At 63.6% G+C, this 22,450-nt stretch carries 19 protein-coding genes and 2 pseudogenes; 11 read left to right on the forward strand and 10 right to left on the reverse strand.

The genetic code is table 11. The features are described 5' to 3' along the window. The 6 genes and pseudogenes from G584_RS0108040 to G584_RS0108065 all read left to right on the forward strand — a co-directional run. Window positions 1-321: pseudogene (locus G584_RS0108040) on the forward strand (transposase); the annotation flags it as partial. A gap of 58 nt (window positions 322-379) precedes the next feature. After that, the gene (gene ftsY, locus G584_RS0108045) at window positions 380-1,294 is read left to right on the forward strand and encodes a signal recognition particle-docking protein FtsY (RefSeq protein WP_028494170.1); all 915 of its coding nucleotides are present in this window, start codon (window positions 380-382) and stop codon (window positions 1,292-1,294) included. A gap of 60 nt (window positions 1,295-1,354) precedes the next feature. Further along, on the forward strand, window positions 1,355-4,693 hold the full coding sequence (locus G584_RS12075) for an Eco57I restriction-modification methylase domain-containing protein (RefSeq protein ID WP_157626402.1): 3,339 nt from the start codon (window positions 1,355-1,357) through the stop codon (window positions 4,691-4,693). Continuing rightward, the gene (locus G584_RS0108055) at window positions 4,690-5,820 is read left to right on the forward strand and encodes a hypothetical protein (RefSeq protein WP_028494171.1); all 1,131 of its coding nucleotides are present in this window, start codon (window positions 4,690-4,692) and stop codon (window positions 5,818-5,820) included. Before G584_RS12075 ends, G584_RS0108055 begins: the two co-directional genes overlap by 4 nt. Before the next feature lie 3 nt (window positions 5,821-5,823). Further along, entirely contained in the window at window positions 5,824-7,512 is a 1,689-nt protein-coding gene (locus tag G584_RS0108060) for an ATP-binding protein (RefSeq protein WP_028494172.1), read from the forward strand. 51 nt (window positions 7,513-7,563) lie between these two features. Beyond that, window positions 7,564-7,983: a disulfide bond formation protein B gene (locus G584_RS0108065; protein ID WP_028494173.1), complete on the forward strand. Its 420-nt coding sequence runs from the start codon at window positions 7,564-7,566 to the stop codon at window positions 7,981-7,983. Here G584_RS0108065 and G584_RS0108070 read toward each other — a convergent pair. Beyond that, the gene (locus G584_RS0108070) at window positions 7,971-8,696 is read right to left on the reverse strand and encodes a hypothetical protein (RefSeq protein ID WP_028494174.1); all 726 of its coding nucleotides are present in this window, start codon (window positions 8,694-8,696) and stop codon (window positions 7,971-7,973) included. The two genes, G584_RS0108065 and G584_RS0108070, sit on opposite strands and share 13 nt — an antisense overlap. 4 nt (window positions 8,697-8,700) lie before the next feature. Further along, on the reverse strand, window positions 8,701-10,827 hold the full coding sequence (locus G584_RS0108075; protein WP_028494175.1) for an ATP-dependent helicase: 2,127 nt from the start codon (window positions 10,825-10,827) through the stop codon (window positions 8,701-8,703). A 67-nt stretch (window positions 10,828-10,894) separates the two neighbouring features. Between G584_RS0108075 and G584_RS0108080 the strand changes: the two genes are divergently transcribed. After that, window positions 10,895-11,791: a phosphohexomutase domain-containing protein gene (locus G584_RS0108080; protein WP_028494176.1), complete on the forward strand. Its 897-nt coding sequence runs from the start codon at window positions 10,895-10,897 to the stop codon at window positions 11,789-11,791. Continuing rightward, on the forward strand, window positions 11,788-12,741 hold the full coding sequence (locus tag G584_RS0108085) for an MBL fold metallo-hydrolase (RefSeq protein ID WP_028494177.1): 954 nt from the start codon (window positions 11,788-11,790) through the stop codon (window positions 12,739-12,741). The genes G584_RS0108080 and G584_RS0108085 overlap by 4 nt, the downstream gene beginning before the upstream one ends. On the opposite strand, the gene G584_RS0108090 is transcribed toward G584_RS0108085, so the two are convergent. The 4 genes from G584_RS0108090 to G584_RS0108105 form a co-directional block, all read right to left on the reverse strand. Then, window positions 12,738-13,613: an HD domain-containing protein gene (locus G584_RS0108090; RefSeq protein WP_028494178.1), complete on the reverse strand. Its 876-nt coding sequence runs from the start codon at window positions 13,611-13,613 to the stop codon at window positions 12,738-12,740. The genes G584_RS0108085 and G584_RS0108090 overlap by 4 nt on opposite strands. Before the next feature lie 115 nt (window positions 13,614-13,728). Continuing rightward, window positions 13,729-14,550 (reverse strand): enoyl-CoA hydratase/isomerase family protein, encoded by an 822-nt coding sequence (locus G584_RS0108095; protein WP_028494179.1) that lies wholly within the window; start codon window positions 14,548-14,550, stop codon window positions 13,729-13,731. 1 nt (window position 14,551) lies between these two features. Next, window positions 14,552-15,259 carry a phosphorylase family protein gene (locus G584_RS0108100; protein ID WP_028494180.1) on the reverse strand — a complete coding sequence of 236 codons (708 nt, stop codon included), beginning with the start codon at window positions 15,257-15,259 and terminating at the stop codon, window positions 14,552-14,554. Between the two features lie 11 nt (window positions 15,260-15,270). Next, the gene (locus tag G584_RS0108105; protein ID WP_028494181.1) at window positions 15,271-15,900 is read right to left on the reverse strand and encodes an ABC transporter ATP-binding protein; all 630 of its coding nucleotides are present in this window, start codon (window positions 15,898-15,900) and stop codon (window positions 15,271-15,273) included. 48 nt (window positions 15,901-15,948) lie between these two features. On the opposite strand from G584_RS0108105, the gene G584_RS0108110 reads away from it, so the two are divergent. Beyond that, window positions 15,949-16,599 carry a Crp/Fnr family transcriptional regulator gene (locus tag G584_RS0108110; protein WP_028494182.1) on the forward strand — a complete coding sequence of 217 codons (651 nt, stop codon included), beginning with the start codon at window positions 15,949-15,951 and terminating at the stop codon, window positions 16,597-16,599. Window positions 16,600-16,623: 24 nt separating this feature from the next. After that, window positions 16,624-17,370, forward strand: a complete 747-nt coding sequence (locus tag G584_RS0108115; RefSeq protein ID WP_028494183.1) for a 2-phosphosulfolactate phosphatase — start codon at window positions 16,624-16,626, stop codon at window positions 17,368-17,370. 30 nt (window positions 17,371-17,400) lie between these two features. On the opposite strand, the gene G584_RS0108120 is transcribed toward G584_RS0108115, so the two are convergent. The 4 genes and pseudogenes from G584_RS0108120 to G584_RS0108140 all read right to left on the reverse strand — a co-directional run bounded on the left by G584_RS0108120 (window position 17,401) and on the right by G584_RS0108140 (window position 20,780). Then, the gene (locus G584_RS0108120; RefSeq protein WP_028494184.1) at window positions 17,401-18,177 is read right to left on the reverse strand and encodes an ADP-ribosylglycohydrolase family protein; all 777 of its coding nucleotides are present in this window, start codon (window positions 18,175-18,177) and stop codon (window positions 17,401-17,403) included. Between the two features lie 139 nt (window positions 18,178-18,316). Next, window positions 18,317-19,630 (reverse strand): dipeptidase, encoded by a 1,314-nt coding sequence (locus tag G584_RS0108130; protein ID WP_028494185.1) that lies wholly within the window; start codon window positions 19,628-19,630, stop codon window positions 18,317-18,319. Next, window positions 19,627-19,986 (reverse strand): annotated as a pseudogene (locus tag G584_RS0108135) (heat shock protein transcriptional repressor HspR); the annotation flags it as partial. The pseudogene G584_RS0108135 and the gene G584_RS0108130, both read right to left, overlap by 4 nt. 35 nt (window positions 19,987-20,021) lie before the next feature. Beyond that, window positions 20,022-20,780, reverse strand: a complete 759-nt coding sequence (locus G584_RS0108140) for an IclR family transcriptional regulator (protein WP_028494187.1) — start codon at window positions 20,778-20,780, stop codon at window positions 20,022-20,024. Between the two features lie 98 nt (window positions 20,781-20,878). Between G584_RS0108140 and aceB the strand changes: the two genes are divergently transcribed. Continuing rightward, on the forward strand, window positions 20,879-22,441 hold the full coding sequence (gene aceB / locus G584_RS0108145; protein WP_028494188.1) for a malate synthase A: 1,563 nt from the start codon (window positions 20,879-20,881) through the stop codon (window positions 22,439-22,441). Window positions 22,442-22,450: the final 9 nt, after the last annotated feature.

Here is a 22,450-nt window from a genome sequence, read left to right on the forward strand (position 1 = left end):
AAGGGGACGGGGGAGGTACGGCGCGCGGCGAGCTACGCCCTCACCAGCTTGGGAGCCGAGGAGGCGGACGCGAGGCGGCTTGGGGAGCTTCTCCTTTCCCGGTGGGAGGTGGAGAACCGGTCCTTTTGGGTACGGGACGTCCTCCTCCATGAGGACGCCTGCCAGGTGCGGGGCGTGGGGGCGCAAGTCTTGGCGGTCCTCCGGGCCTTTCTGGTGTCCCTGCTGTACCGCAGGGGGGTGCGGAAGAAGAAGGCGGCCCTGGAGACCTTCTCCTTCCATCCCCTCTCCGCCCTCAGGTTCCTGGGGCTCTATGCGGTATAACGGTCAAGTCTGTAAAGGCCCTAAGGCGGGGTGCGGGGGCTTGCAAAATAGGGAAACGATGGGCTTCTTTGACCGATTGAAAGCCGGCCTCGCCAAGACGCGGGAAACCCTCCTCAAGGCCATCCCCTGGGGCGGAAGCCCGGAGGAGGTCCTGGAGGAGCTGGAAATGGCCCTCCTTGCCGCCGACGTGGGCCTCGAGGCCACCGAGGAGCTCCTGGCCGAGGTAAGGGCCTCGGGGCGGAAGGACCTGAAGGAGGCCGTTAAGGAGAAACTTGTCCAGATGCTGGAGCCGGACGAGCGCCGGGCCACCTTGAGGAAGCTTGGCTTCCGCCCGCAAAACCCCAAGCCCATAGAACCCCAGGGCCACGTGGTCCTGGTGGTGGGGGTGAACGGGGTGGGCAAGACCACCACCATCGCCAAGCTGGGCCGCTATTACCGGAACCTGGGCAAGAAGGTGATGTTCTGCGCCGGGGATACCTTCCGCGCCGCCGGGGGAGCCCAGCTTTCCGAGTGGGGGAAACGCCTGGACATCCCCGTGATCCAAGGGCCGGAAGGCGCCGATCCCGCCGCTTTGGCCTTTGATGCGGCAAGCGCCCGGAAAGCCAGGGGTTACGACCTCCTCCTGGTGGACACCGCAGGCCGCCTCCACACCAAGCACAACCTGATGGAGGAGCTGAAGAAGGTGAAGCGGGCCATCGCCAAGGCCGACCCCGAGGAGCCCAAGGAGGTCTGGCTGGTACTGGATGCCGTCACCGGGCAAAACGGCCTGGAGCAGGCCAAGCGCTTCCACGAGGCGGTGGGGCTCACCGGGGTCATCGTCACCAAGCTGGACGGCACCGCCAAGGGGGGGGTCCTCATCCCCATCGTGCGCACCCTCAAGGTGCCCATCAAGTTCATCGGCGTAGGGGAAGGCCCTGACGACCTCCAGCCCTTCGACGCCGAGGCCTTTGTGGAAGCCCTCCTGGAGGGGTAATTAACGGGTCTTCAGGCGCTGGCTTGCCCGGTGCCAAGGTCGGGATTAGAATAGTGGCAAATGAGCCCTTCCAGGGAAGAAGTTGTTGCCCACTACGCTGACAGGCTTCACCAAGTTCTTCAGAAAACCATAGCGCAGAACCCCAACGAGGCTGAGTTCCGAAGAGCGGTAGAGCCTCTATTGGAGGAGTTTTTACGGGAAATGGGCCTCGAGCCCCTAGCCCGAGCAGAGTACACCTTAGCACAGGGACGGGCCGATGCCATCTTTAATCGCTTGGTCATCGAGTACGAGCGCCCCGGTGTCCTCAAGCCCAAGCCAGACGCCGCCACACGGCATGCGGTGCAACAGGTTAAGGATTACCTGTCCGGCATCGCCCAGAGGGAGCGGCATGCCAAGGAACGCCTAGCAGGTGTGGCGTTTGACGGGCGCTATTTGATCTTCGTCCGGCACATGGGGGAAAGGTGGGTGGAGGAACCTCCCGTGGAGGCCAATCCCCACTCGCTCAAGCGCTTCCTCACCTGGCTTGCGGGCTTGGCTTCGGGGATTGCCCTGACCTCGGAAAACCTCAACCGGGACTTCAGCATAGAGCAATTGCGCACCCAAACCATCCTCCGGGGGCTTTACCAAGCTTTGGAAAAGGCCCTGGCGGAAGAGGGTCTGGTCCGCCAGCTCTTTGAGCAATGGCGCATCTTCTTCAGCGAGGCCATAGACTACTCCGAAACCTTTGGCGGGCGCAAGTTGGAACCGCTTAAAAAATGGGTGCGCAAAGCAGGTCTCCACATCCAAACCCCAGAAGAAGCCGAGCGTTTCTTCTTCGTCCTCCACACGTACTTCGCCCTATTGGCCAAGCTGCTCGCCTGGCTGGCCCTTTCCCGCCACATGGGGGTTAGGCTGGGAGCCCCGGTGTTCTCTGCCCTTGCTGCCGCAGACGGGGAAACCCTGCAGAAGAGGCTTGGGGAGATGGAGTCGGGAGGCATATTCCGGCAGTACGGCATCCTCAACCTTCTGGAGGGGGATTTCTTCGCCTGGTACCTTCACGCCTGGAGCAGCGAGGTGGAGCGCGCCCTCCGTGCCCTCATCGAACGCCTAGATGAGTACGACCCCACCACCCTCTCCCTCTTCCCCGAGGAAACCCGGGACCTTTTCAAAAAGCTCTATCACTACCTCTTACCCCGGGAAATACGCCACAACCTGGGGGAGTACTACACACCGGATTGGCTCGCATGGCGCCTCCTGGTGCAGCTGGACAATACCTTTTTCGCCGGAACCCCCTCGCCCAATGACGAAAAGTTACGCCAGAAGCTCCTTAGCACCCGATTTTTAGACCCCGCATGCGGATCCGGTACTTTCCCGGTCCTTGTCATCGGAAGGATGCTGGAGTTGGGCAGATTGTTGATGGTTCCGGAGAGGGACCTCTTAGAAGCCATCCTCAAGAACGTGGTGGGCTTCGACCTCAACCCCCTGGCCGTCCTCACGGCACGGGTGAACTATCTACTGGCCATTTCCGACCTCCTTCAGTACCGCCAGGGGGATATCACCATACCCATTTACCTGGCCGACTCGGTCCGTACACCCGCCGAGGGGCAGGACCTTTTTAGCCAGGGCATCTTCGTCTTCCCTACCGCGGTGGGTGATTTCCAGGTGCCGGCAGCTCTGGTGACTGCCCCTAAACGTTTCGACCGCTTCTGCGAGATCTTGGAAAGCAGCATCCGGTCCGAGGTAGACCCGCAAGCCTTTTTGGAACGCACCCGCAGGGAGCTGGACCTTAACCCAAGCGAATGGGATGACAATGCCCGTAAGCTGGCTGAGGAGCTTTATACCAAGCTTCTAGACCTTCACAGAAGAGGTCTCAACGGCCTATGGGCGCGGCTTCTCAAGAACAACTTCGCCCCCCTAACTGTGGGACGGTTTGACTACATCGTGGGCAACCCGCCCTGGATTAACTGGGAACACCTGCCCGATGAATACCGTGAAAGCATCAAACACCTCTGGCTCCGTTACCGGATAGCTGGCTCCTACACAGGTGGGCGTCCCCGGCTCGGAGCGGTCAAGGTGGACATATCCGCCCTCATGACCTACATCGTGGTTGACAACTTGCTCAAAAATGGCGGCAAACTGGGCTTCGTCATCACCCAATCGCTCCTGAAAACTGCAGCGGGGGCTGGATTCCGGCGCTTAAGCATCCCTACGGAAAAGGGCAAGGAAGTCCCTCTTCGCATTGTGTACGTGGACGACATGGTGGACCTCAACCCCTTTGAAGGTGCTTCTAACCGAACCGCTGTAATCGTGCTAGAAAAAGGTAAGCCAACCCAGTACCCCGTGCCCTATACCGTGTGGCGCAAGAACAGGGGCGTGCGCTTCACCTACGATAGCACCCTGGAGGACGTACAGGCTGCCACACGCCGGCTCCAGTTCCAGGCCCAACCCGTGGACCCCGACAACCCCACCTCTCCCTGGCTCACCGCTCGCCCGAAGGCGCTGCGCGCCGTGCGCAAAATCCTAGGCCAGTCCGACTATGAGGCTCACGCTGGCGTATACACCGGAGGGGCAAATGCCGTTTACTGGGTAGAACCAGTACTGAAACGCCCCGATGGGCTCTGGGTAGTGCGCAACCTGACCGAAGGGGCCAAGGTGAAGGTAGAGGAGGTAACCGAAACCATTGAGCCTGATCTTCTCTATCCACTCCTTCGTGGCCGCGATGTGCAGCGCTGGCGGGCTGAACCTTCAGCGTGGATAATCATCCCGCAGGACCCTAACAACCCAAGCCGGGCCTATCCGGAGGCAAAACTCAAAGTTGACTATCCTAGACTTTATGCCTACCTTAAGCAATTTGAATCCGTACTACGCCGACGGGCTGCTTTTCAGCAGATCCTTTGCAAGCGTGAGCCTGAGTTTTACGGAATCATGGACATTGGCCACTACTCCTTCTCCCCCTGGAAGGTGGTGTGGACAAGGCTCGCCAAGATTGAGGCGGCGGTGGTTGGCTTGCATGGGAGAAAACCAGTCATACCACAAGAAACCGTCAGCTTGGTTCAATGTGACACGAAAGAAGAGGCATACTATATCGCCGCGTTAGTCAACTCGACGGCCTTCCAGTTTGCCGCTACCTCCTATAGCCAAGAGGGTGGCAAAAGCATGGGATCTATGCACATCCTCGAGCACATCCGCATTCCACGCTACCAACCCACCGACCCCGTACATCGGCGGCTTGCGGAGCTGTCGCAGGCGGCGCACAAAGCGGCCCAGGCGGGAGATGAAAAGCGCTTAGAGGCCCTGGAGGCAGAAATCGACCGGGAAGCGGCTAAGCTTTGGGGCCTGACGGAAGCCGAGCTCAGAGAGATTCAAGAGAGCCTACGGGAGCTGGAGGGAGAGGTACCTGCAGCAGAGGAAGAAGCATGAGGGCTCTTCAAGATTTGCGGCACGTCCTGAAAACCCTTGCCCAGGAAGCAGAGGTGCTCTCTGCTGTGGGTGGCGCGGTGGAGGACCTCGAGCGGCCTGATTTTGAGGAACGGGAGGACCAGGCCCTCAACGAAGATGAGCGAATCTTCGAAACCATCTTTGAGAAAAGCTTGGATGGAACCAAACCCAGCCTCTATCGGCCTACCCCGCCCCTAACCCGAAGCAAAAGGCACCTTTTCCGTTACTTTTTGGATGGCTCCTTCCGTTCCTACTTCCTGGGCACTCTCCTCGAACACGAGCGGGAAACCCCCGTTCACTTTGCCCAAATCGGGGCCTGTGTGCTTCGCCGCGAGGATAATGGCTCGGTGCGGCGGGAAGTTTTAGAGATACGGAACCTCCTCCTTGCGGGTAGAAAGCGCCTCTCTCCTGAGCTGTGGAACAAACTGGAAAACGCCACCACCATGGCGGGTATACGGCTTGTGGATCTGGAAGAACGAGACATCGTGTCCCGCGTACTCTCCGACTTCGACCTGCGCAATAAGGCAGCGGGTAAGGTGCGATTTGAAATGCACAACTTAGAAGCCGAGCTCATCAGGGAAGTTCTACCCCGACTAGCGATGGACCGTTGGCTGGTAGTAGACGGTTCCCTTCAGTTTCAACCCACCCTCAACGACTTAAGCCAGAAAGACGGAATACAACCCGTGCTGGGTGTGGCCAAAAACTTCCGTAAGGATCCTCAGTTCATCTTTGGACGAGGGCCCCGGAGCGAGCGCCGCTCCATCTACAAACTCCTTGCTGAGCTGGAACCCTATCACCGCACCGCCGCCTATAGCGCCCGGCAGGGCAAACTGGTCTTCTGGTACGTCCGGTTGCGGGAGCAAACCCAAATGGACTACCCCCTTATGGGGGTGGTTAAGGCTGAGCTGGTCAACCCCTCCCAGGAGCCGGTACCCTCGGAGTTGATTGACCTGTTATCCCGTGCCCTGGTGGCGGAAAGAAGCGTCACCCCCCACGGCCAAGACCGTCGGTGGCATGCCCATCTGTATCCTATCTTTCTAGCCGAGCGGGCCATCAAGGAAAGCCTGGTGTCCCGGGAAGTAGTGCAACAGTTTCTGAAATGGAGGTGAGCTATGCCTGAACCCACCGAACGCCCAGTAATAGGCCTCTCCTCGGCCACCACCAACCAGCCTAACTCCTCCGACGAGTTCCACTTCTGGCTGGCACCGGAGGTCATCGTCAACCCCTTCGACATCGTGGAAGCCGAGCAGGTGGCTCCCGGAGGCGAAAAAAGCCGCACCTTTGGCATCGTGACTACCCTGGAACACACCACCGATGCCCCAAGCCACCTCTCCAACTACATCTCCAACGACTTCGGCCAGGTGTCCACCGAACCCAATACTCTCCGCCAGGGCACCACTATTGCCCGGGTGGCCGTGCTTTCCAACGACCAGGACATCTACATGCCGGTGATGAACGACCGGCCCGTGCGCTTTGCTGACGAGAGCGGGATCCATGTTGCCCTGGGCATAGACCAGGTGCCGGAGCGTTACCGGGTTCCCGCCGGACTGATCAGGATGTCCAACGGCACCCAGGCGGTAGTCTATCTAGATAGCCGCTATATCCTAGGGCCTGAGGGCGCGCACGTGAACATAAGCGGCATCTCGGGCCTGGCCACAAAAACCTCCTACGCCATCTTCCTCATCCAGTCCATCCTGCAAAAGGTGGAAAACCGAGACCGCATAGGGGTCATCATCCTTAACGTCAAGCACGGCGACCTTCTTTCCATCGACCAGCCGCCCCCCAAGGGCCTGGAGCCGGAACAGCATGAGCTTTGGGAAAGACTGGGCCTTATCCCCAAGCCCTTCAGCAACGTACGCTACCTTCTTCCCTACGGTAAAGACACCCCCACCACAGGCCGGCCCAACAGCTTCCGCCTTCCCGAACGCAACTGGTTCCTGTACGCTTACTCCTTGCAGGATACCTACAACAAGCTGGATCTCCTCCTCTCCAACATCCCCGACCCCTGGGACACCGTGGGCGCCCTCATCGGGGAGATCACCCAAGGCCTTTCCGACCCCAGAACGGGGCAATGGGGACCGTCGGGAAAGTGGAAGGGCGTGCAAGACTGGCAAACCCTGCTCAACGGCGAGCCCCTTGTCAAGGATGGGCAAGCCCAGCCGGTAGGGGACGTGCGTGCCCAATCGGTGGCCCGGTTTAGGCGGCTACTCCGCCGCATCGTCCAGACCCGTCAAACAGGAATCTTCATTCCTCAGCGCCCAAGGCACGTCAAAAACCTAAGCGAGGAAATCGCTAAGATCCGGGGTGGGGAAACCATTGTGGTGGACATCGCTCGCCTAGCGGACGACGAGCAGACCCTGGTCTTTGGCGATATCCTGCGCACCATCTACAACCTCTATGCGGAGGAAGGTAGCGAGCGCGAAGACTTGCCGGAAAAGGTCATCATCTTCGTAGACGAGCTTAACAAGTACGCTCCTGCACGGGAGAAGGAATCGCCCATCCTGGAACAGGTCCTGGACATCGCCGAACGGGGCCGGTCCTTGGGGGTGGTCCTGTTTGGAGCAGAGCAGTTCATGAGTGCGGTGCACGAACGGGTAGCGGGCAACTCCGCCACTTTGGTCCTCGGGCGAAGCGGCTCCGCCGAGCTTTCCTCCTCCGTTTACCGGTTCCTGGACCCCGCCATTAAGGCCAACATCTCTCGCCTGCAAAAGGGCGAGCTAATCCTAAGCCACGCCACCTTCCGGCAGCCGGTTAAAATCTCCTTCCCCAAGCCCGCCTATTTGCAAGAAGGTGCCACCTAGAAATAGGGCTCTCTCCTAGGCACCAGGGTGGGCAGACGGTATGCTCTCCCCATGAACCGCGCTCCGCTTGCACCCGTCGTACTCGCCTTCGCCTGGGTGGTGGCCCTGGTGGCCACCTTAGGAAGCCTCTACTACTCCGAGGTGCGGCTTTTCCTTCCCTGTGAACTCTGCTGGTACCAGCGCATCTTCATGTACCCGCAGGCGGTCCTCTTGGGCCTGGCCCTTTGGCGGCAGGACCTTTCCGTCTGGCCCTACGCCCTCACCCTTTCCCTCATCGGAGGAAGCATCAGCACCCTGCACCTTATGGAGCAGCGCTTCCCCGACCTCTTCACCCTGGCCTGTAAGCCCCCGGTGCCCTGCTCCGTGGAGTACATCCCCCAGTTCCCCATCCCCTTGCAGGCCCTGATCGCCTTCCTCCTCATCGCCCTCAGCATGGGGTTTTTGGCCCGCGAGGCCCGTCAAAGGGGGTAGCCGAGGCCCTCGAGGACCGCCCGCACCCGGAAGATCAGGAGGTCCTCCGGGGAGTAGACCACCTGCACCCTTTCCCAGACCCCCTTCTCCACCGGGGCCAGGGCCACCAGGGCATGGAAGGGCTGGAGTACGTCTAGGCTAAGCCGCCCCCCCGCATAGAGGAGGAGGTCCACCTTCAAGGAAAGGGCCCTGGCCTCCTCCGGCCTCAGGGCCACGTGCCCCCGGGCCCGCTCCGGCAGGCGGGCCAAAAAGCTATCCCCTTCGGCGAAGCTTGAGGCCACCACGGAAACCTGGCCCAGGGGCCTGAGGAAAGGAGCCAGGGAGGGCCTCAAAGGCCCAAGCCATAGCCCCCTGGCCCCGGGAAAGTGGGCGGAGAGAAACCGCTCCAGGGCCACCCCTTCCGTGTACTGCCCCATAAGCCCCCCCACCCGGGGGACCACCAGGTCCAAAAGCCCTGCCTCCCGGGCCTCCGCCTCCAGGGAAAGGCTTGGGGCCAGGTCCTTGGGAGGCGGCAGGGCCTCCGCCAGCACCGCCCCGGCCAGGCCCAAAGGGGCCAGGCAGGGGAAGAGGGCAAAGGGATCCTGAACCTCCACGGGATAAGGGAAAAGGGGAAGCCTGGCCGTGGCCACCTCGGCCACCAGGCGGTCAAACAGGGGAGAAGGCACCCGGTGGAGAAAGATCAAGGGGCGAACTTTCTGATACTCCGGGCGCACGGCCTCACCCCACGGGCCTCAGGTCGGCGTACTTGAGGGAAAGCCGCTTCAGGCCCACCCCTTCGAAGTGCACCGTCACCTCGTCCCCCATGGCCGCCACCACCGTGCCCTGGCCGAAACGGGGGTGGATCACCTTCTCCCCACCCCTATAGGCCCCGGGCTTGGAGGCCCGGGCTTCACTGGGGGCAGGGGAGGGGGAAACCCTGGCCGAGGCCCGGTAGGGGTCGTACTCCTCGTAAAGCCCTCCCTCCACCTCCTCCAGGAAACGGCTTGGCCGGGTAGCCTCCGTGCGCCCGTAAACCTCCCGCTCCTCGGCGTAGGAAAGGTAAAGCCTCTCCTGGGCCCGGGTCACCCCCACGTAGAAGAGGCGGCGCTCCTCCTCGAGGCCCTCCAGGGTGCTCAAGGAGGAGCGGTGGGGCAAAAGCCCTTCCTCCACCCCCACCACGAAGACCACGGGGAACTCCAGCCCCTTGGCGTTGTGCAGGGTCATCAGGGCCACCTTGCCCGCGGGCTCCCCCGGCTCCTCCGCCCGGGCGGTGAGGGCCACCTTGTCCAGAAACTCCATAAGACCCTCCGCCTCCTTGGCTGCCCGGAGAAGTTCCTCCACGTTCTCCAGGCGGTCCTCGTAATCCTCAGGGTAAGCCTCCCGCAGGTAAGCGGGGTAGTCCGTGGCCTCGAGGAGGTGGCGGAAAAATCCCTCCGCCGGTCCAAAGGCCAGTTCCTGGAGCTCCTCCATCAGAGCCAGGAAGTGGCGCAAGGGGGCAGGGCGGGGCAGAACCTCTGCCGCCACCCTGAGGGCCTCGAAGAGGGGAAGCCCCTTCTCCCTGGCGAGGGCCTCCACCTTCTCCACCGTAGCCGTGCCGATGCCCCGGGGAGGGGTGTTCAGCACCCGCTTCAGGCTCACCCCATCCAGGGGGTTCAGGCTCAGGCGGGCGTAGGCCAAAAGGTCCTTCACCTCCGCCCGTTCAAAGAACCCCACCCCCCCCACCACCCGGGCTGGAACCCCCCGGGAGGCCAGGGCCTGCTCCAGGAGGCGGCTTTGGGCGTTGGTGCGGTAGAGGACCGCCACCCAGTCGAAGGGAGGCCCCAAACGCAGGATCTCTTCGGCCACGAAGCGGGCCTCGTCCCGGGCATCCCGGGCCCGGTAGAGGCGCACGGGCTCCCCCCCGGGCTTCACGGGCCTCAAGGTCTTCTCCAGGCGCAGGGCATTGTTCACGATGAGGGCGTTGGCGAAGCGCAGGATGGCCTCGGTGGAGCGGTAGTTCTCCTCGAGGCGGTACACCTTGGCCCCGGGAAAGTCCCGGGTGAACTCCAGGATGTTCTTGATGTCCGCGGCGCGGAAGGAGTAGATGCCCTGGTCCGGGTCCCCCACGGCCATGAGGTTGGCCTCCTCCCCCGCCAGGAGCCGGGTGAAACGGTACTGCACGGGATTGGTGTCCTGGTACTCGTCCACGTGGATGAAGCGGGCCCGCCTCCTGACCCGCTTCAAGACCTCAGGGTCCTCCTCCAGGAGGCGCAGGGCATAGAGGAGGATGTCCCCGAAGTCCAAGGCCCCTTGGGCCTTAAGGGCCTCCTCGTAGCGCTTCAGCACGTCCAGAAGCCTCCCCCGGCTGAGCCCGGCGTAGTAGTCGGGAAGCTCCAAAAGCAGGGACTCGGGAGCCTCCCCCCGGTTCTTGGCCCGGTCCAAAAGGGCCTTGATGGGCCCGGGCCTGGCGGCAAGGCCGAGCTCCTTCAACACCTCTTTGATGAGGGCGGTCTGGTCGTCCTCGTCGTAGACCACGAATCCCGGCTTCAACCCCACCCTTTCCCCATAGACCCTCAGGATCCGCAAGGCAGCGGAGTGGAAGGTGGAAACCCAAAGCTCCCCCGCACCCTTCACCATGCGCTTAAGGCGCTCCTTCATCTCCTCGGCGGCCTTGTTGGTGAAGGTGACCGCCAGGATCTCCGAGGGGAAGACGCCCCTCTTGGCGATGAGGTAGGCCACCCGGTGGACCACGGTGCGGGTCTTGCCGCTTCCCGCCCCCGCCACCACCAGGGCCGGTCCCTCAAAGTGCAAAACCGCCTGGCGCTGGGCCTCGTTCAGGGAGCGAAGGAGCTCGTCTCCCGGATGGCTGCTTTGGGGCCCCTGCATCCCCGAGGAACCGCGCTGACCCTCGAGCTCCACGGGGGAGAGTGTACCACGGGGTAGACTTTAAGGCATGGAGCTCTACTCCACCCAAGACGGCTTCCTAGGGGAGATCGCCAAGGGGTTCACCTTCGCCCACCTGGCCCGGGTGGCGGCGGGGTTTGGAGCCAGGCTCGAGGCGGAAGGGATCCGCCGGGTGGTGGTGGCCCACGACACCCGCTTCCTGGCCCAGGAGATGGCGGAGGAGGCGGCGGGGATCCTGGGGGGAATGGGCCTGGAAACCTTCCTCCTGAAAGGCCCTTCCCCGTTTCCCCTTTTCGGCTTTGCCCTAAAGGAACTGGAAGCGGCCGGGTTTTACCTCACCGCCAGCCGCAAGCCCGCCCGCTACCAAGGCGTGAAGCTCCGCCTGGGCCCGGGGAAACCCCTTTCCCCGGAAGGGATGGCCCTTCCCCAGGAGGCCCCGCAGAAGCGGGGAAGCTTCCAGGTCCTGGATCGGAAAAAGGCCTACCTGGAGCACCTGGCCCAAAGCACTGGCCAAGGAGCCCAGGGAAAAAAGGGGGTGGTTTACCTGGACACCCTGGGAGGAGCAGGGGGAGGGGTGCTGCCCGGGGTTTTCAAGCTCCTGGGCCTCGAGGCGGAACTTAGGGAACTCCACCCCCTCCCCCACCCCCTCTTCTATGGAGTGGACCCCGACCCCAAGCCGGAAAACCTCCCCACCCTCCTCGCCCTCATGAGGGCGGTGGAACCCCCGGCGGTGGGCTTCGCCCTGGATGGGGATGCGGACCGCCTTGCCGTGGTCTTGCCCGGGGGGGAGGTTCTGCCCCAAGACCAGGTCGTAAAGGTCCTCGAGGGGGCCTTGGAGGAAAAGGAGGTCCAGGGAGATGGCCAGGGCAGCTACCTTTTCCCCTGGCATCTTCCCGAACCCGATCCCTTCCTGGCCGCCCTGCTCCTTTTGGGGAAGCTCCTATGAAAGAAGTCCTCCCAGGCCTCTACCAGATTCCCGTGCCCATTCCCTATCCCCTGAAGACGGTAAACCTCTACCTTTTCCGGGGGAACGGGGAGGTGGCCCTTCTGGACACCGCCTTGGGTACCAAGACGGCCCGGGGCACCCTGGAGCTCAGCCTGGCGGAGCTTGGTCTTTGCTTTACCGACGTCAAGACCGTCCTTCTCACCCACCACCACCCGGACCACTACGGCCTGGCGGGCTTTTTTGAAGGGCTTGGGGCCCGGGTATGGCTGCACGAGGAGGAGGGAGGGCGGGGCCACCTCTTCTGGCTTCAACCCGAAGCCTTTGAGGAGGCCAGCTGGCGGCTTTTCCTGGACCACGGCACCCCGGAGGAAGCCCTTATGGGCATCCGGGAAACCATGGCCAAAACCCGGGAGCGGGTCCATCCTCCCCAAAACCCCACGCCCCTGAAGGACGGGGAGGTGCTGGAGGTGGCCGGCAAGAAGCTCCGGGTCATCTGGACCCCCGGCCATGCGGACGGGCACGTGGCCTTCTATCTGGAGGAGGAAGGAATCCTCCTGGTAGGGGACGCCCTTTTGGAACGGGTATCCCCCAACGTGGGCCTTTGGGCCTACACCCGGGAGAACCCCCTAAAGGACTTTCTGGCGTCCTTAGAGCGCCTTATGGAGCTTCCAGCCAAGGTGGCGTATGCGGGGCATTTCGGCCCCATCCTCGAGGTGAAGAAGCGGGCCCAAGAGCTCATCGCCCACCACCAGGAGCGCCTGGAGGCCCTGCTCGGCTTTCTTCAAGCCCCCATGACCGCCTGGGAGCTTTCCCTAAGGCTTTTCCCCCAGGAGCTGGACGCTCCCGGCAGGCGCTTCGCCTTTGCGGAAACCCTGGCCCACCTGGAGTACCTGCGCCTCGAGGGGCACGTAAAGCGGGAAGGCCCCCCCTACCGGTACTTCCGGGCCTAATCCAGCACGAAGCGGTCCTCGGTTTCGTGGAGCCGCACCCGGTGAACGATGCGCTGGTCCTGGCCCCCGTTTCCCTCGGTCATGGCCACCACGGTCACGTAGGGCCTTAAAGGGCTACGGAGCACTTTCTTGGTGAGGGTTTCCTCCACCTGGAAGATGCCGGCGGAGTTGTTCATGGTCACCTGGATCTCCACGGGCACCCTTTCCCCTTTGAGGATGCGCACCTCGTCCACGGCCAGGGCGCTGATGGAGTGGATGTCGATGCTTCCGAGGGCAAAGGCCTTCCGCCCCCGGCCCTTGGTGATGTCGGTGCCGTCAGCCACAGCGGTGACCCCCGCCTCAATGGTCAAGGGCTCAGGGGAGAGGTCGTGGCTGTAAATGCCGTGAAGGATGAGGGCCCTAAGGGCGGTGCGTTGCTCGGGGTCGGGGTAGATCTTCTCCAGGATGCGGTTCAGGATGGGCAGGGCCAAGGTGACGCCAAAGGCCTCGTGGTGGTCCCGGTGCACCTGGTTGCCCAGGTCGTGGAGCATGGTGGAAAGGAGGACCACCACGTAGGCATCCTCCAGCTCCCCGGCCCCCGACTCCACCGTATCCAGGCGCACCCCTGCTTCGGCCAAGAGGGCCAGGATGGCCACGCTGGCCGCCCCGGTGAGGAGGGCGTGGACCCGGCCATGGTCGTTGTAACCCAGCTTACGCATGGTGATGTAATTGGCCATGTTCCACCCAGCCCTGGCCTCGGGGTCTTGGATGAGGAGCTCGTAGGCCTTAAGGGCCTTGGGAAAGGCCTTTAGACGCTCGCGAATGGACTGGTCGGCCTCGGCGTACAGCTTGGCCTTGGGGCTGGCAACGTGGACGATGCGCTCTCCCGTCATGGGCAACTTTACATTACACCACCCTCCGAATGGCTATACCCACCCAACACCCTCATGCGCCCAAAAGAAGCCCGAGGGTGAAGCCAAAACCCCTCCCAAGGGAAAGGGCTTACCCTTACTCTCCCTTGAAGTTAGGCGCCCGCTTTTCCAGGAAGGCCCGTACCCCCTCCTTCATGTCCTCCGTGGCGGAGGCATAGCCGAAAAGGTCGGCCTCGATCTCCAAGGCCTCCGCCAGGTCCAGCCCCTCGCCCCGCACCACGCTCTCCTTGGCCAGGGCCAGGGCGATGGGAGCATTTTTCATGATCTTCCTTGCCAGCTTCTTAGCCTCCTCCAGGGCATCCTCCCCCACCCGGTTCACCAGGCCCAGGCTTAGGGCTTCCTCAGCGGACACATGCCGCCCGGTAAAGATGAGGTCCAAGGCCCGACCCCGCCCGATGAGGCGGGGAAGCCTTTGGGTGCCGCCAAAGCCCGGGATCAAGCCCAGCCCCACCTCGGGCAGGCCCAGCTTGGCCTCCCTGGAGGCCACCCTCAGGTCGCAGGCCAGGGCCAGCTCCAGCCCTCCCCCCAGGGCATACCCGTTGATGGCGGCGATGGTGGGAAGGGGCAAGGCGGCGATCTCGGCGAAGACCTGCTGCCCCAAAAGGGCATACTCCCGGGCCATGAAGGGATCCTTCAGGGCGGCGATCTCCTTGAGGTCCGCCCCAGCGGCGAAGGCCTTCCCCTCCCCGGTGAAGATGGCCACCCGGACCTCGGGATCCTGATGGATGACCTCGGTCACCTCGGCAAGCTCCTGTAAGAGGTCCTGGGAAAGGGCGTTTAAGGCCTCAGGACGCCTTAAGGTAACCAGGGCGATGCCCTCCTCCACCTCGTAGGAGAGGTGCTCGAACTCGGGGATCTCCAGGATGAACTCATGCTCGCCTTCGTGCTCGTGGGCCATGCTACACCTCCAAAAGGGCCTCGAGGGCCACCTCCACCATACGCCTTATGCCCTCTTGCAAGACCTCAGGGGGAGCCAGCTCCGGGTCACCGATGCGGTTGGAAACCGTGAGGATGGCCCCGGCCCGTACCCTTCGCATCTTACCCAGGAGGAAGAGGGCGCTGGCCTCCATCTCAAAGGCGAGCACACCAAACTGGGCCCAGGCCTTCGCTCCCTCGGGGGTGGTGGCGTAGAAGGCATCCTCGGTGGCCACCAGGCCCACATGGTGGGGGTAGCCTCTTTGCTCCGCCTGGTTCCAGAGGGCACGGAAGAGCTCGGCGTCGGGCACAGGAGCATAGGGGCGGCCTTCCAGGTACTGCCGGGTGGCCCCATCCAAGGGTACCGCCCCCTGGACGATCACCAGATCCCCGGGGGAGAGGCCCTCGTCCACCGCCCCACAGGTGCCCACCCGGAGAAGCACCCTGGCCCCCAGGCTCACCAGCTCCTCGGCCACGATGCTGGCCGAAGGGGCCCCCATGCCCGTGGTCTGCACGGAAACCGGCACCCCCCGGTACCGGCCGGTGAAGCCCAGGAGGCCCCGGTAGGAGGTGTAGAGCCTGGGTTCCTCGAGGAAGGTGGTGGCGATCCACTCCGCCCGGCCCGGATCCCCCGGCAGGAGCACCCTCTCCGCCACCTCCCCCTTCCTGCCCCGCACGTGAATGGGACTCATACCGCCCCATTTTAAAGCCGCAAGGCGGGAAGCCCTTCCACCAAGGCCTCGTCGTGGGTGGAGAAGAGAAGAGCCGCCCCCACCTCCCTGGCCAACTCCCGCATGAGCCTGAGCACCTCCCTGGCCTGGGTGCGGTCCAGGCTGGCCGTGGGCTCATCGGCCAAAAGCAGCCTGGGCCGGAGGTACAAGGCCCGGGCCACCGCCACCCGCTGCCGCTCCCCACCCGAAAGCCTCTGGGGCAGGAAGTCCGCCCTTTCCCTAAGGCCCAGCCGGGAAAGGAGCCAGAGGGCAAAGGCCCGGTCCACCCGGCCCGCCAGGTAGCCGGGGGCCAGGACGTTTTCCAAGGCGGTGAGCTCCGGGAAAAGAAAGTGGTGCTGGAAAACAAGGCCCATAAAGCGGAGCCGCCTCCTGGCCAAAACCCCCTCGGGAAGGCCCCGGATGGGGGTTCCCTCCCAGTACACCTCGCCCTCCTGCAAGGAGAGAAGGCCTGCCAGGAGGTGGAGGAGGGTGGTCTTACCGCTTCCCGAGGGCCCCAGGATGGCCAGGGCCTCCCCAGGGCAGAGCCTTAAGGAAACCCCCCGGAAAAGATAGCCGTTCCCGTAGGAGAATCCCAGGTCTATGGCCTCCAAGACCGGGTTCACCCTCTCATCCTCTAGGCAAAAGATGAAGCCTCGGTTAGAGTAAGGCCGATGCCCGCGTCCCCCCTTTTCCAGGATATGGGTCCGGAGGAAGTCCGCCTGGCCCGCTCCTACTTCCAACCCCTGACCTACCCCAAGGGTAAACCCATCTTTCACCAAGGGGATCTGGGCCAGGCCCTTTACCTGGTGGAGGAGGGTCGGGTGCGCCTCTACCGCACCCACCTGGGGGGCCAGGAGAAGATCCTGGGGTTCCTGGGGCCCGGGGAGGTCTTCGGGGAGATGAGCCTTTTGGACGGGGGGGAACGGAGCGCTAGCGCCCTGGCGGAGGAGGAAACCCTTCTTCTCGCCCTCTATCGGGAAGCCTACCTCGGGCTCATCCGCCGCCTACCCCTCTTCGCCCACAACTTAGCCCGCATCCTGGCCCACCGCCTGCGGGAACTCAACCTGGAGCTGGACCTTCTGGCCTTTGAGGAGGCGAGAAGCCGGGTAGCCTATGCCCTCTTTAAGCTCCTTCGTCAGGGGCACGGACCTCATTTTCAGCTCCGCCACCAGGACCTGGCCGCCCTGGCCGGGGTGAGCCGGGAAACCACCACCCGGGTCCTCCACGAGCTCAAAGACCAAGGCATCCTGCGGCTTTCCTCAGGGGTGGTGGAGGTGGTGGACCCCGGGCTTTTGGAGGAGGTGGCCTTTGGTCTGGTCTGAAGAAACCGAGTCGGAGGACCTTCCATGCGCTTGAAGGTGGATGTTCTCCCCACGGAGGAGCTGGTCTACCCCGATGTGGTGCTGGTGGTGGACGTGATCCGCTCCACCACCACCGCGGTCGCCTTCCTGGAGGCGGGGGCAGAGGCCCTGTACTGGGTCCCAAGCCTCGAGGCCGCCCGGGCCTTCAAGGACCGGGACGTGCTCCTGGCGGGAGAGGTGGGGGGGTTAAAGCCCCCGGGGTTTGACCTGGGGAACTCCCCCCGGGAGGCCCTCGAAGCCCCCGTGGGAGGCAAGACCGTGGTGATGAGCACCACCAACGGCACCAAGGCCGCCCACGTGGCCGCCCGGACCGCCAAGCACGTGCTCCTGGCCTCCCTCTTTAACGCCCACGCCGCAGCCCGCCTGGCCCGGGAACTGGCCACGGAGGAGGTGGCCATTCTGGCCGCCGGCAAGGAGGGGCGGGTGGGCCTGGACGACCTCTACACCGCCGGGGTCCTGGCGGAGTACCTGGGCCTTCTGGGGGAGGTGGAGCCCGAGGACGGGGCCAGGATTGCTTTGGCGGTGAAGCGAAACTACCAGGACCCCTTGGAAGCCCTCTCCCTCTCCGCCGCCGCCACCGCCCTGAAGGGCGTGGGCCTCGAGGCCGATGTGCCCTTCTGCGCCCAGGTGGCCAAAAGCGCCGTGGTCCCCATCCTCACGGGCCGGGTGGGGGAGGCCTTGATCTTCAAGGTAGCCCCTCCAGGACTGACCAAGGTAGCCCCCCGGGACTGACCAAGCGGGCCCCTCCAGGCGTAGGGGGAGCTAAAGCAGCATGCCGAACCTCTGGTAAAACTCTTCCACCACCGCCCACAGATCCGGGGGCAGCACCCTCTTGACCTTATCCCGGATCAACTCCGGCACGCCCCCATAGTAGGCCTCCGCAATGCCCCCAGCAATGCTGGCCAGGGTGTCGCTATCCCCTCCAAGGGAAACCGCATTCCGGATGGCGTCCTCATAGGAGGTGGATTCCAAAAAGGCGCGGATGGCCTGGGGAACCGTGCCCTGGCAGGTCCCGTCGAAGGCGTAGGCGGGGCGGATCTCCTCGAGGGGGAGGCTCAGGTCATACCCAAAGAGGGACTGGATGCGCAAGCGGATGGCCTCCTTTTCCCAGCCGGTACGGGCCAGGAAAACGGCCAGGGCCACGGCCTGGGCTCCCTTGATGCCCTCCGGATGGTTGTGGGTAACCTCAGCCGTGGCCCTCGCCTCCCTCAGGACCTCCTCCTCGGTCTGGAAGGCGAAGCCCACAGGGCTCACCCGCATGGCCGAACCGTTGCCGAAGCTACCGTAAGGCCTGGGGTCGTGGGAAAAAAGCCAGGCCCGGAAACCTGGGCCATACCCCGCATGGGGATAGCGGCGGCCCCAGCGCCGCATCTCCTCCCCATATGGGGTTTTCCTCAGGATAGCCTGGGCAATGGCCACGGTGAGCACCGTGTCGTCGGTGTAGCGGCTTCCCGGCTGAAAGAGAGGGAAGTCTTTGGTCTTGATGGGCTTTTGCTCGTACACCGAGCCGATGATGTCCCCCGCTATGGCCCCCAGCATGGAACCAGCTTAACCCTTCCCAAAGCCCCCGTACGGAGGGCTTCCCTAGCACACCCCAAGGACCCCAAGGCCCCTCCCAAGAGGGCAGCCCCCAGATAGAGGGGGAGTTGATACCGCTCCCAAAGGCTCCCCACGCCCCTTAATCCCCTCGGGCCAGGAGCTCATAGAATCGCTTCAGAACTGCAATGCCCTTTTCCAGGTTGACCAGGTCAAACTTCTCGTTGGGAGCGTGGAGGTTGTCGTCGGGAAGCCCTAGGCCCAAGAGAACCACGGGCGCATGAAGGGCATCCTGGAGCTCCGCCACCACCGGGATGGTCCCTCCCTCCCGGGTGTACACGGGGGGCCTGCCCCAAACCTCCTCCAGGGCCCTGGCCATGAGGCGCATGGGGGGGCTGAAGGGATCGGTGAGGACCGGCCTACCCCCGTGGAGGCGGAGGATCTCCATGGTGTAGCCGGGCGGGCAGATTTCCCGCAGGTAGGCCTCCACCTGGCTGGCCACCTCCTCGGGGTCCTGGTCCGGCACCAGGCGCAAGGAAACCTTGAAGCCCGCCTCGGCGGGGATCACCGTCTTAGAGCCCTCCCCCTGGTACCCTCCCCAGATGCCGTTCGGATCCAGGGTGGGCCGGGTCCAAAGCCTCTCCAAGGGGCTATAGCCCTCCTCCCCGGGCAGCACCTCCACCCCGAGCTCCCGCCTCAAGGCCTCCTCGTCCAAGGAGGGCCAGAGCCTTTTCTCCTCCTCCGAAACCGGCCGCACCCGGTCGTAAAGGCCGGGAACCAGGATCTTCCCAGTTTTCTCGTCCTTTAGCTTGGAGAGAATCCACCCCATGGCCTGGATGGGGTTCGGAGCCACGCCGCCAAAGCTTCCGGAGTGGAGGTCCCGCCGGGCCCCCTTCAGGCGCACCTCCAAATAGGCCAGGCCCCTTAGGCCATAGGTGAGGGTGGGGGTGAAGGGGGCGAACATGGCTCCATCGGAGATGAGAACCACGTCGGCTTGGAGCTTCTCCCGGTGCTCCCGCACGAAGGGCAGAAGGCTCGGGCTTCCGATCTCCTCTTCCCCCTCCACCAAGAACTTCACGTTCACCCGGGCGGGCAGGCCCTCGAGGGCCGCCACATGGGCCCAAAGCTGCCCCTTGTCGTCGGAGGCTCCCCGGGCGTAGACCCGTCCCTCCCGCACCGTGGGAACGAAGGGGGGGTTTTCCCAAAGCTCCAAGGGATCCGGGGGCTGGACGTCGTAGTGCCCGTAGACCAGGACCGTGGGGGCCTTGGGATCCAGGAGGCGCTCCGCGTAGAGGATGGGATGTAGCGGGGTCTCGTGGAGCTCCGTGCGAAAACCCCTCTCCCTAAGCCTCTCCGCAAGCCAGAGGGCCGCCTTACGAACGTCCTCCTTGTGGGCTGGGTCGGTGGATACGGAGGGGATGGACAGGAACTCCAAAAGGGGCTCTAGCGCATTCACGCCCCCATGCTACTCTCTTGGGGAATCTCTTGGGGGAGGGATTTGCCCTCCTCCAGGAGGAGGAGCTTCAGCCGGGCCACCTCGGCCTCAAAGCGGGCCTGCAGGGCCTCCAGCTCCGCCCGAAGCCGCATGATCTCCTCCACCCCCGCCAGGTTCACCCCAAGCTCCTGCGTCAGGCGGCGGATCTCCCGGAGCTTCTCAATGTCCCGCTCCGAGTAAAGCCGGGTCTTCCCCCCAGACCGCTTCGGCTTGATCAAACCCTTCCGCTCGTAAAGCCTCAGGGTCTGCGGGTGCATCTCCAACAGCTCCGCCGCCACCGAGATCACGTACACGGGACGGTCCTTGTCCATGGCCTTTAGCTCCCTCCGCTAAACCCTCCTAACCAATGCTATTATAAAGCGGGCACAAAACCTAGGCGCAAGGAAGCTTTCCTGGCCGCCTCCACCACCCGTGGGGCCAGGCGGTGGGCCTCCTCCAGGGAGAGGCGGCTGGCGGGGGCGGAGAGGGACAGGGCGGCCACCACCTCCCCCCCGGGGCCAAAAACGGGAGCGGCCACACAGCGCACCCCCAGCTCCCTTTCCTCGTTGTCCAGGGCGTAGCCCTTCCGGCGCACGGTTTCCAGCTCCCGCTTCAGGTCCTCGAGGCGGGTCAGGGTAAAGGGAGTATAGGGCACCAGGGAAAGCCCCTCGGGAATGCCCCGGAAGGCGAGAAGAACCTTCCCCACCCCCGTGGCGTGCAGGGGAGCCCGGGAGCCTGGAGCAGTGAAGAGCCGAACCAATCTGGCTCCCTCCGCCTGGTCCAAATAGAGGGCCTCTCTCCCCGCTGGCACCGCCAGGTTCACGCTCTCCCCCGTTTCCGCTGCCAGGGCCTCCATCTCCGGGCGCACCGCAAGAAGCAGGTTCTGCCTGGGATAGACCTGCCCCACGACAAAAGCCTTGGGACCCACCCGGTAAACACCCCTTTCCTCCTCCACGAAGCCGTGGCGGACCAGGGTCTGGAGGAGGCGGTAAAGGGTGCTCTTGGTAAGCCCCGTCCGCTCTGCCAGAGGGGAAAGCCCGGCCTCCTTAAGCTCCGCCAGGGCCTGAAGCACGCTCAAGCCTCGCTCCAAGGTTTTCACTTCCTCGGCTCCTTTCCTCCTAGGCCGTGGCATAGGCCCCATGCTAGCACCTACCGGATGGTTTTTCAAGGAGCAAAAAATTGTTTTGCTTCTTGACAAATTCCGGCCCCTTCCCTTAGGCTCAAACCACCATGAAGGGCGTGGAGATCCTCAAAGATCACCCCCTCCTCAAGGAGGTGCTCACGGAAGAGGCCTTGAGGTTCGTGGTGGCCCTGCACCGGGAGTTCAACCCCGTGCGCAAGGCGCTTTTGGAGCGCAGGAAAACCCTCTGGGAAAGGTACAAGGCCGGGGAAAAACCGGACTTTCTCGAGGAAACCGCCTTCGTGCGGGGCGGGTCCTGGCAGGTGGCAGAAGCCCCACCGGATCTTTTGGACCGCCGGGTGGAGATCACCGGTCCTGTGGACCGCAAGATGATCATCAACGCCCTGAACTCCGGGGCCAAGGTCTTCATGGCGGATTTCGAAGACGCCCTCTCCCCCACGTGGGACAACGTGATCCAGGGGCAAAAGAACCTCTATGACGCCGTCCGCCGCCAGATTGACTTTGTAAGCCCCGAGGGGAAGGAGTACAAGCTGAAGGAAAAGGTGGCCACCCTGGTGGTCCGGCCCCGAGGCTGGCACCTGGTGGAAAAGCACGTGCGGGTGGACGGGGAGCCCATCTCTGCAAGCCTCTTTGACTTTGGCCTTTACTTCTTCCACAACGCCCACGAGCTCCTAAGGCGAGGAAGCGGCCCCTACTTCTACCTGCCCAAGCTGGAAAGCCACCTCGAGGCCCGGCTTTGGAACCAGGTCTTCAACTTCGCCCAGGACTACCTGGGCATCCCTCGGGGCACCATCCGGGCCACGGTGCTCATCGAAACCATCCTGGCGGCCTTCGAAATGGAGGAGATCCTCTACGAGCTTAAAGAGCACGCCGCTGGGCTTAACGCCGGCCGCTGGGACTACATCTTCAGCTGCATCAAGAAGTTCGCCACCACCGCCCCCATCTTCCCCGACCGGGCCCAGGTCACCATGACCGTGCCCTTCATGAAGGCCTACACCGAGCTTCTGGTGAAGTCCTGCCATATCCATGGGGCCCATGCCATCGGGGGCATGGCTGCCTTCATCCCCAGCCGCAAGGACCCCCAGGTGAACGAAAGGGCCTTCCAGCAGGTGCGGGCCGACAAGGAGCGGGAAGCCTCCCAGGGATTTGACGGCACCTGGGTGGCCCACCCCGACCTGGTGCCCGTGGCCCAGGAGGTCTTCGACCGGTATCTGGGGGATAGGCCCCACCAGAAGCACGTGAAGCGGGAGGACGTCCAGGTGAGGGCGGAGGATCTTCTGAACTTTGAGGTCCCGGGGGGCAAGGTGACGGAGGCAGGCCTTCGCAACAACATCTCCGTGGCCCTCCAGTACCTGAACCAGTGGCTCCTCGGCAACGGGGCGGCCGCCATCTTCAACCTCATGGAGGACGCCGCCACCGCCGAGATCAGCAGGGCACAGCTCTGGCAATGGGTGCACCGGCAGGCCACCTTGGAGGACGGCCGTACGGTCACCCCTGAGCTTTACCAAAAGATCAAGGAAGAGGAGCTCGCCAAGCTGGGAGGACGGGAGGTTGGCCGCTATAAGGAGGCCGAGGAGATCCTGGACAAGCTGGTCCTCTCGGAGGAGTTCATCGAGTTTCTGACCCTGGTGGCCTACGATTACCTGGACTGAGACCAAAAG

The organism is Thermus antranikianii DSM 12462 (assembly GCF_000423905.1).
GTDB classification, from domain to species: domain Bacteria; phylum Deinococcota; class Deinococci; order Deinococcales; family Thermaceae; genus Thermus; species Thermus antranikianii.

Coding starts and splice junctions, on each gene's coding strand:
- ftsY (WP_028494170.1), top strand. CDS start 380: ATGGGCTTCTTTGACCGATTGAAAGCCGGCCTCGCCAAGACGCGGGAA.
- G584_RS0108065 (WP_028494173.1), top strand. CDS start 7,564: ATGAACCGCGCTCCGCTTGCACCCGTCGTACTCGCCTTCGCCTGGGTG.
- G584_RS0108110 (WP_028494182.1), top strand. CDS start 15,949: ATGCCCGCGTCCCCCCTTTTCCAGGATATGGGTCCGGAGGAAGTCCGC.
- G584_RS12075 (WP_157626402.1), top strand. CDS start 1,355: ATGAGCCCTTCCAGGGAAGAAGTTGTTGCCCACTACGCTGACAGGCTT.
- G584_RS0108115 (WP_028494183.1), top strand. CDS start 16,624: ATGCGCTTGAAGGTGGATGTTCTCCCCACGGAGGAGCTGGTCTACCCC.
- G584_RS0108060 (WP_028494172.1), top strand. CDS start 5,824: ATGCCTGAACCCACCGAACGCCCAGTAATAGGCCTCTCCTCGGCCACC.
- G584_RS0108055 (WP_028494171.1), top strand. CDS start 4,690: ATGAGGGCTCTTCAAGATTTGCGGCACGTCCTGAAAACCCTTGCCCAG.
- G584_RS0108075 (WP_028494175.1), bottom strand. CDS start 10,827: ATGCAGGGGCCCCAAAGCAGCCATCCGGGAGACGAGCTCCTTCGCTCC.
- aceB (WP_028494188.1), top strand. CDS start 20,879: ATGAAGGGCGTGGAGATCCTCAAAGATCACCCCCTCCTCAAGGAGGTG.
- G584_RS0108120 (WP_028494184.1), bottom strand. CDS start 18,177: ATGCTGGGGGCCATAGCGGGGGACATCATCGGCTCGGTGTACGAGCAA.
- G584_RS0108080 (WP_028494176.1), top strand. CDS start 10,895: ATGGAGCTCTACTCCACCCAAGACGGCTTCCTAGGGGAGATCGCCAAG.
- G584_RS0108090 (WP_028494178.1), bottom strand. CDS start 13,613: ATGACGGGAGAGCGCATCGTCCACGTTGCCAGCCCCAAGGCCAAGCTG.
- G584_RS0108140 (WP_028494187.1), bottom strand. CDS start 20,780: ATGCCACGGCCTAGGAGGAAAGGAGCCGAGGAAGTGAAAACCTTGGAG.
- G584_RS0108100 (WP_028494180.1), bottom strand. CDS start 15,259: ATGAGTCCCATTCACGTGCGGGGCAGGAAGGGGGAGGTGGCGGAGAGG.
- G584_RS0108085 (WP_028494177.1), top strand. CDS start 11,788: ATGAAAGAAGTCCTCCCAGGCCTCTACCAGATTCCCGTGCCCATTCCC.
- G584_RS0108095 (WP_028494179.1), bottom strand. CDS start 14,550: ATGGCCCACGAGCACGAAGGCGAGCATGAGTTCATCCTGGAGATCCCC.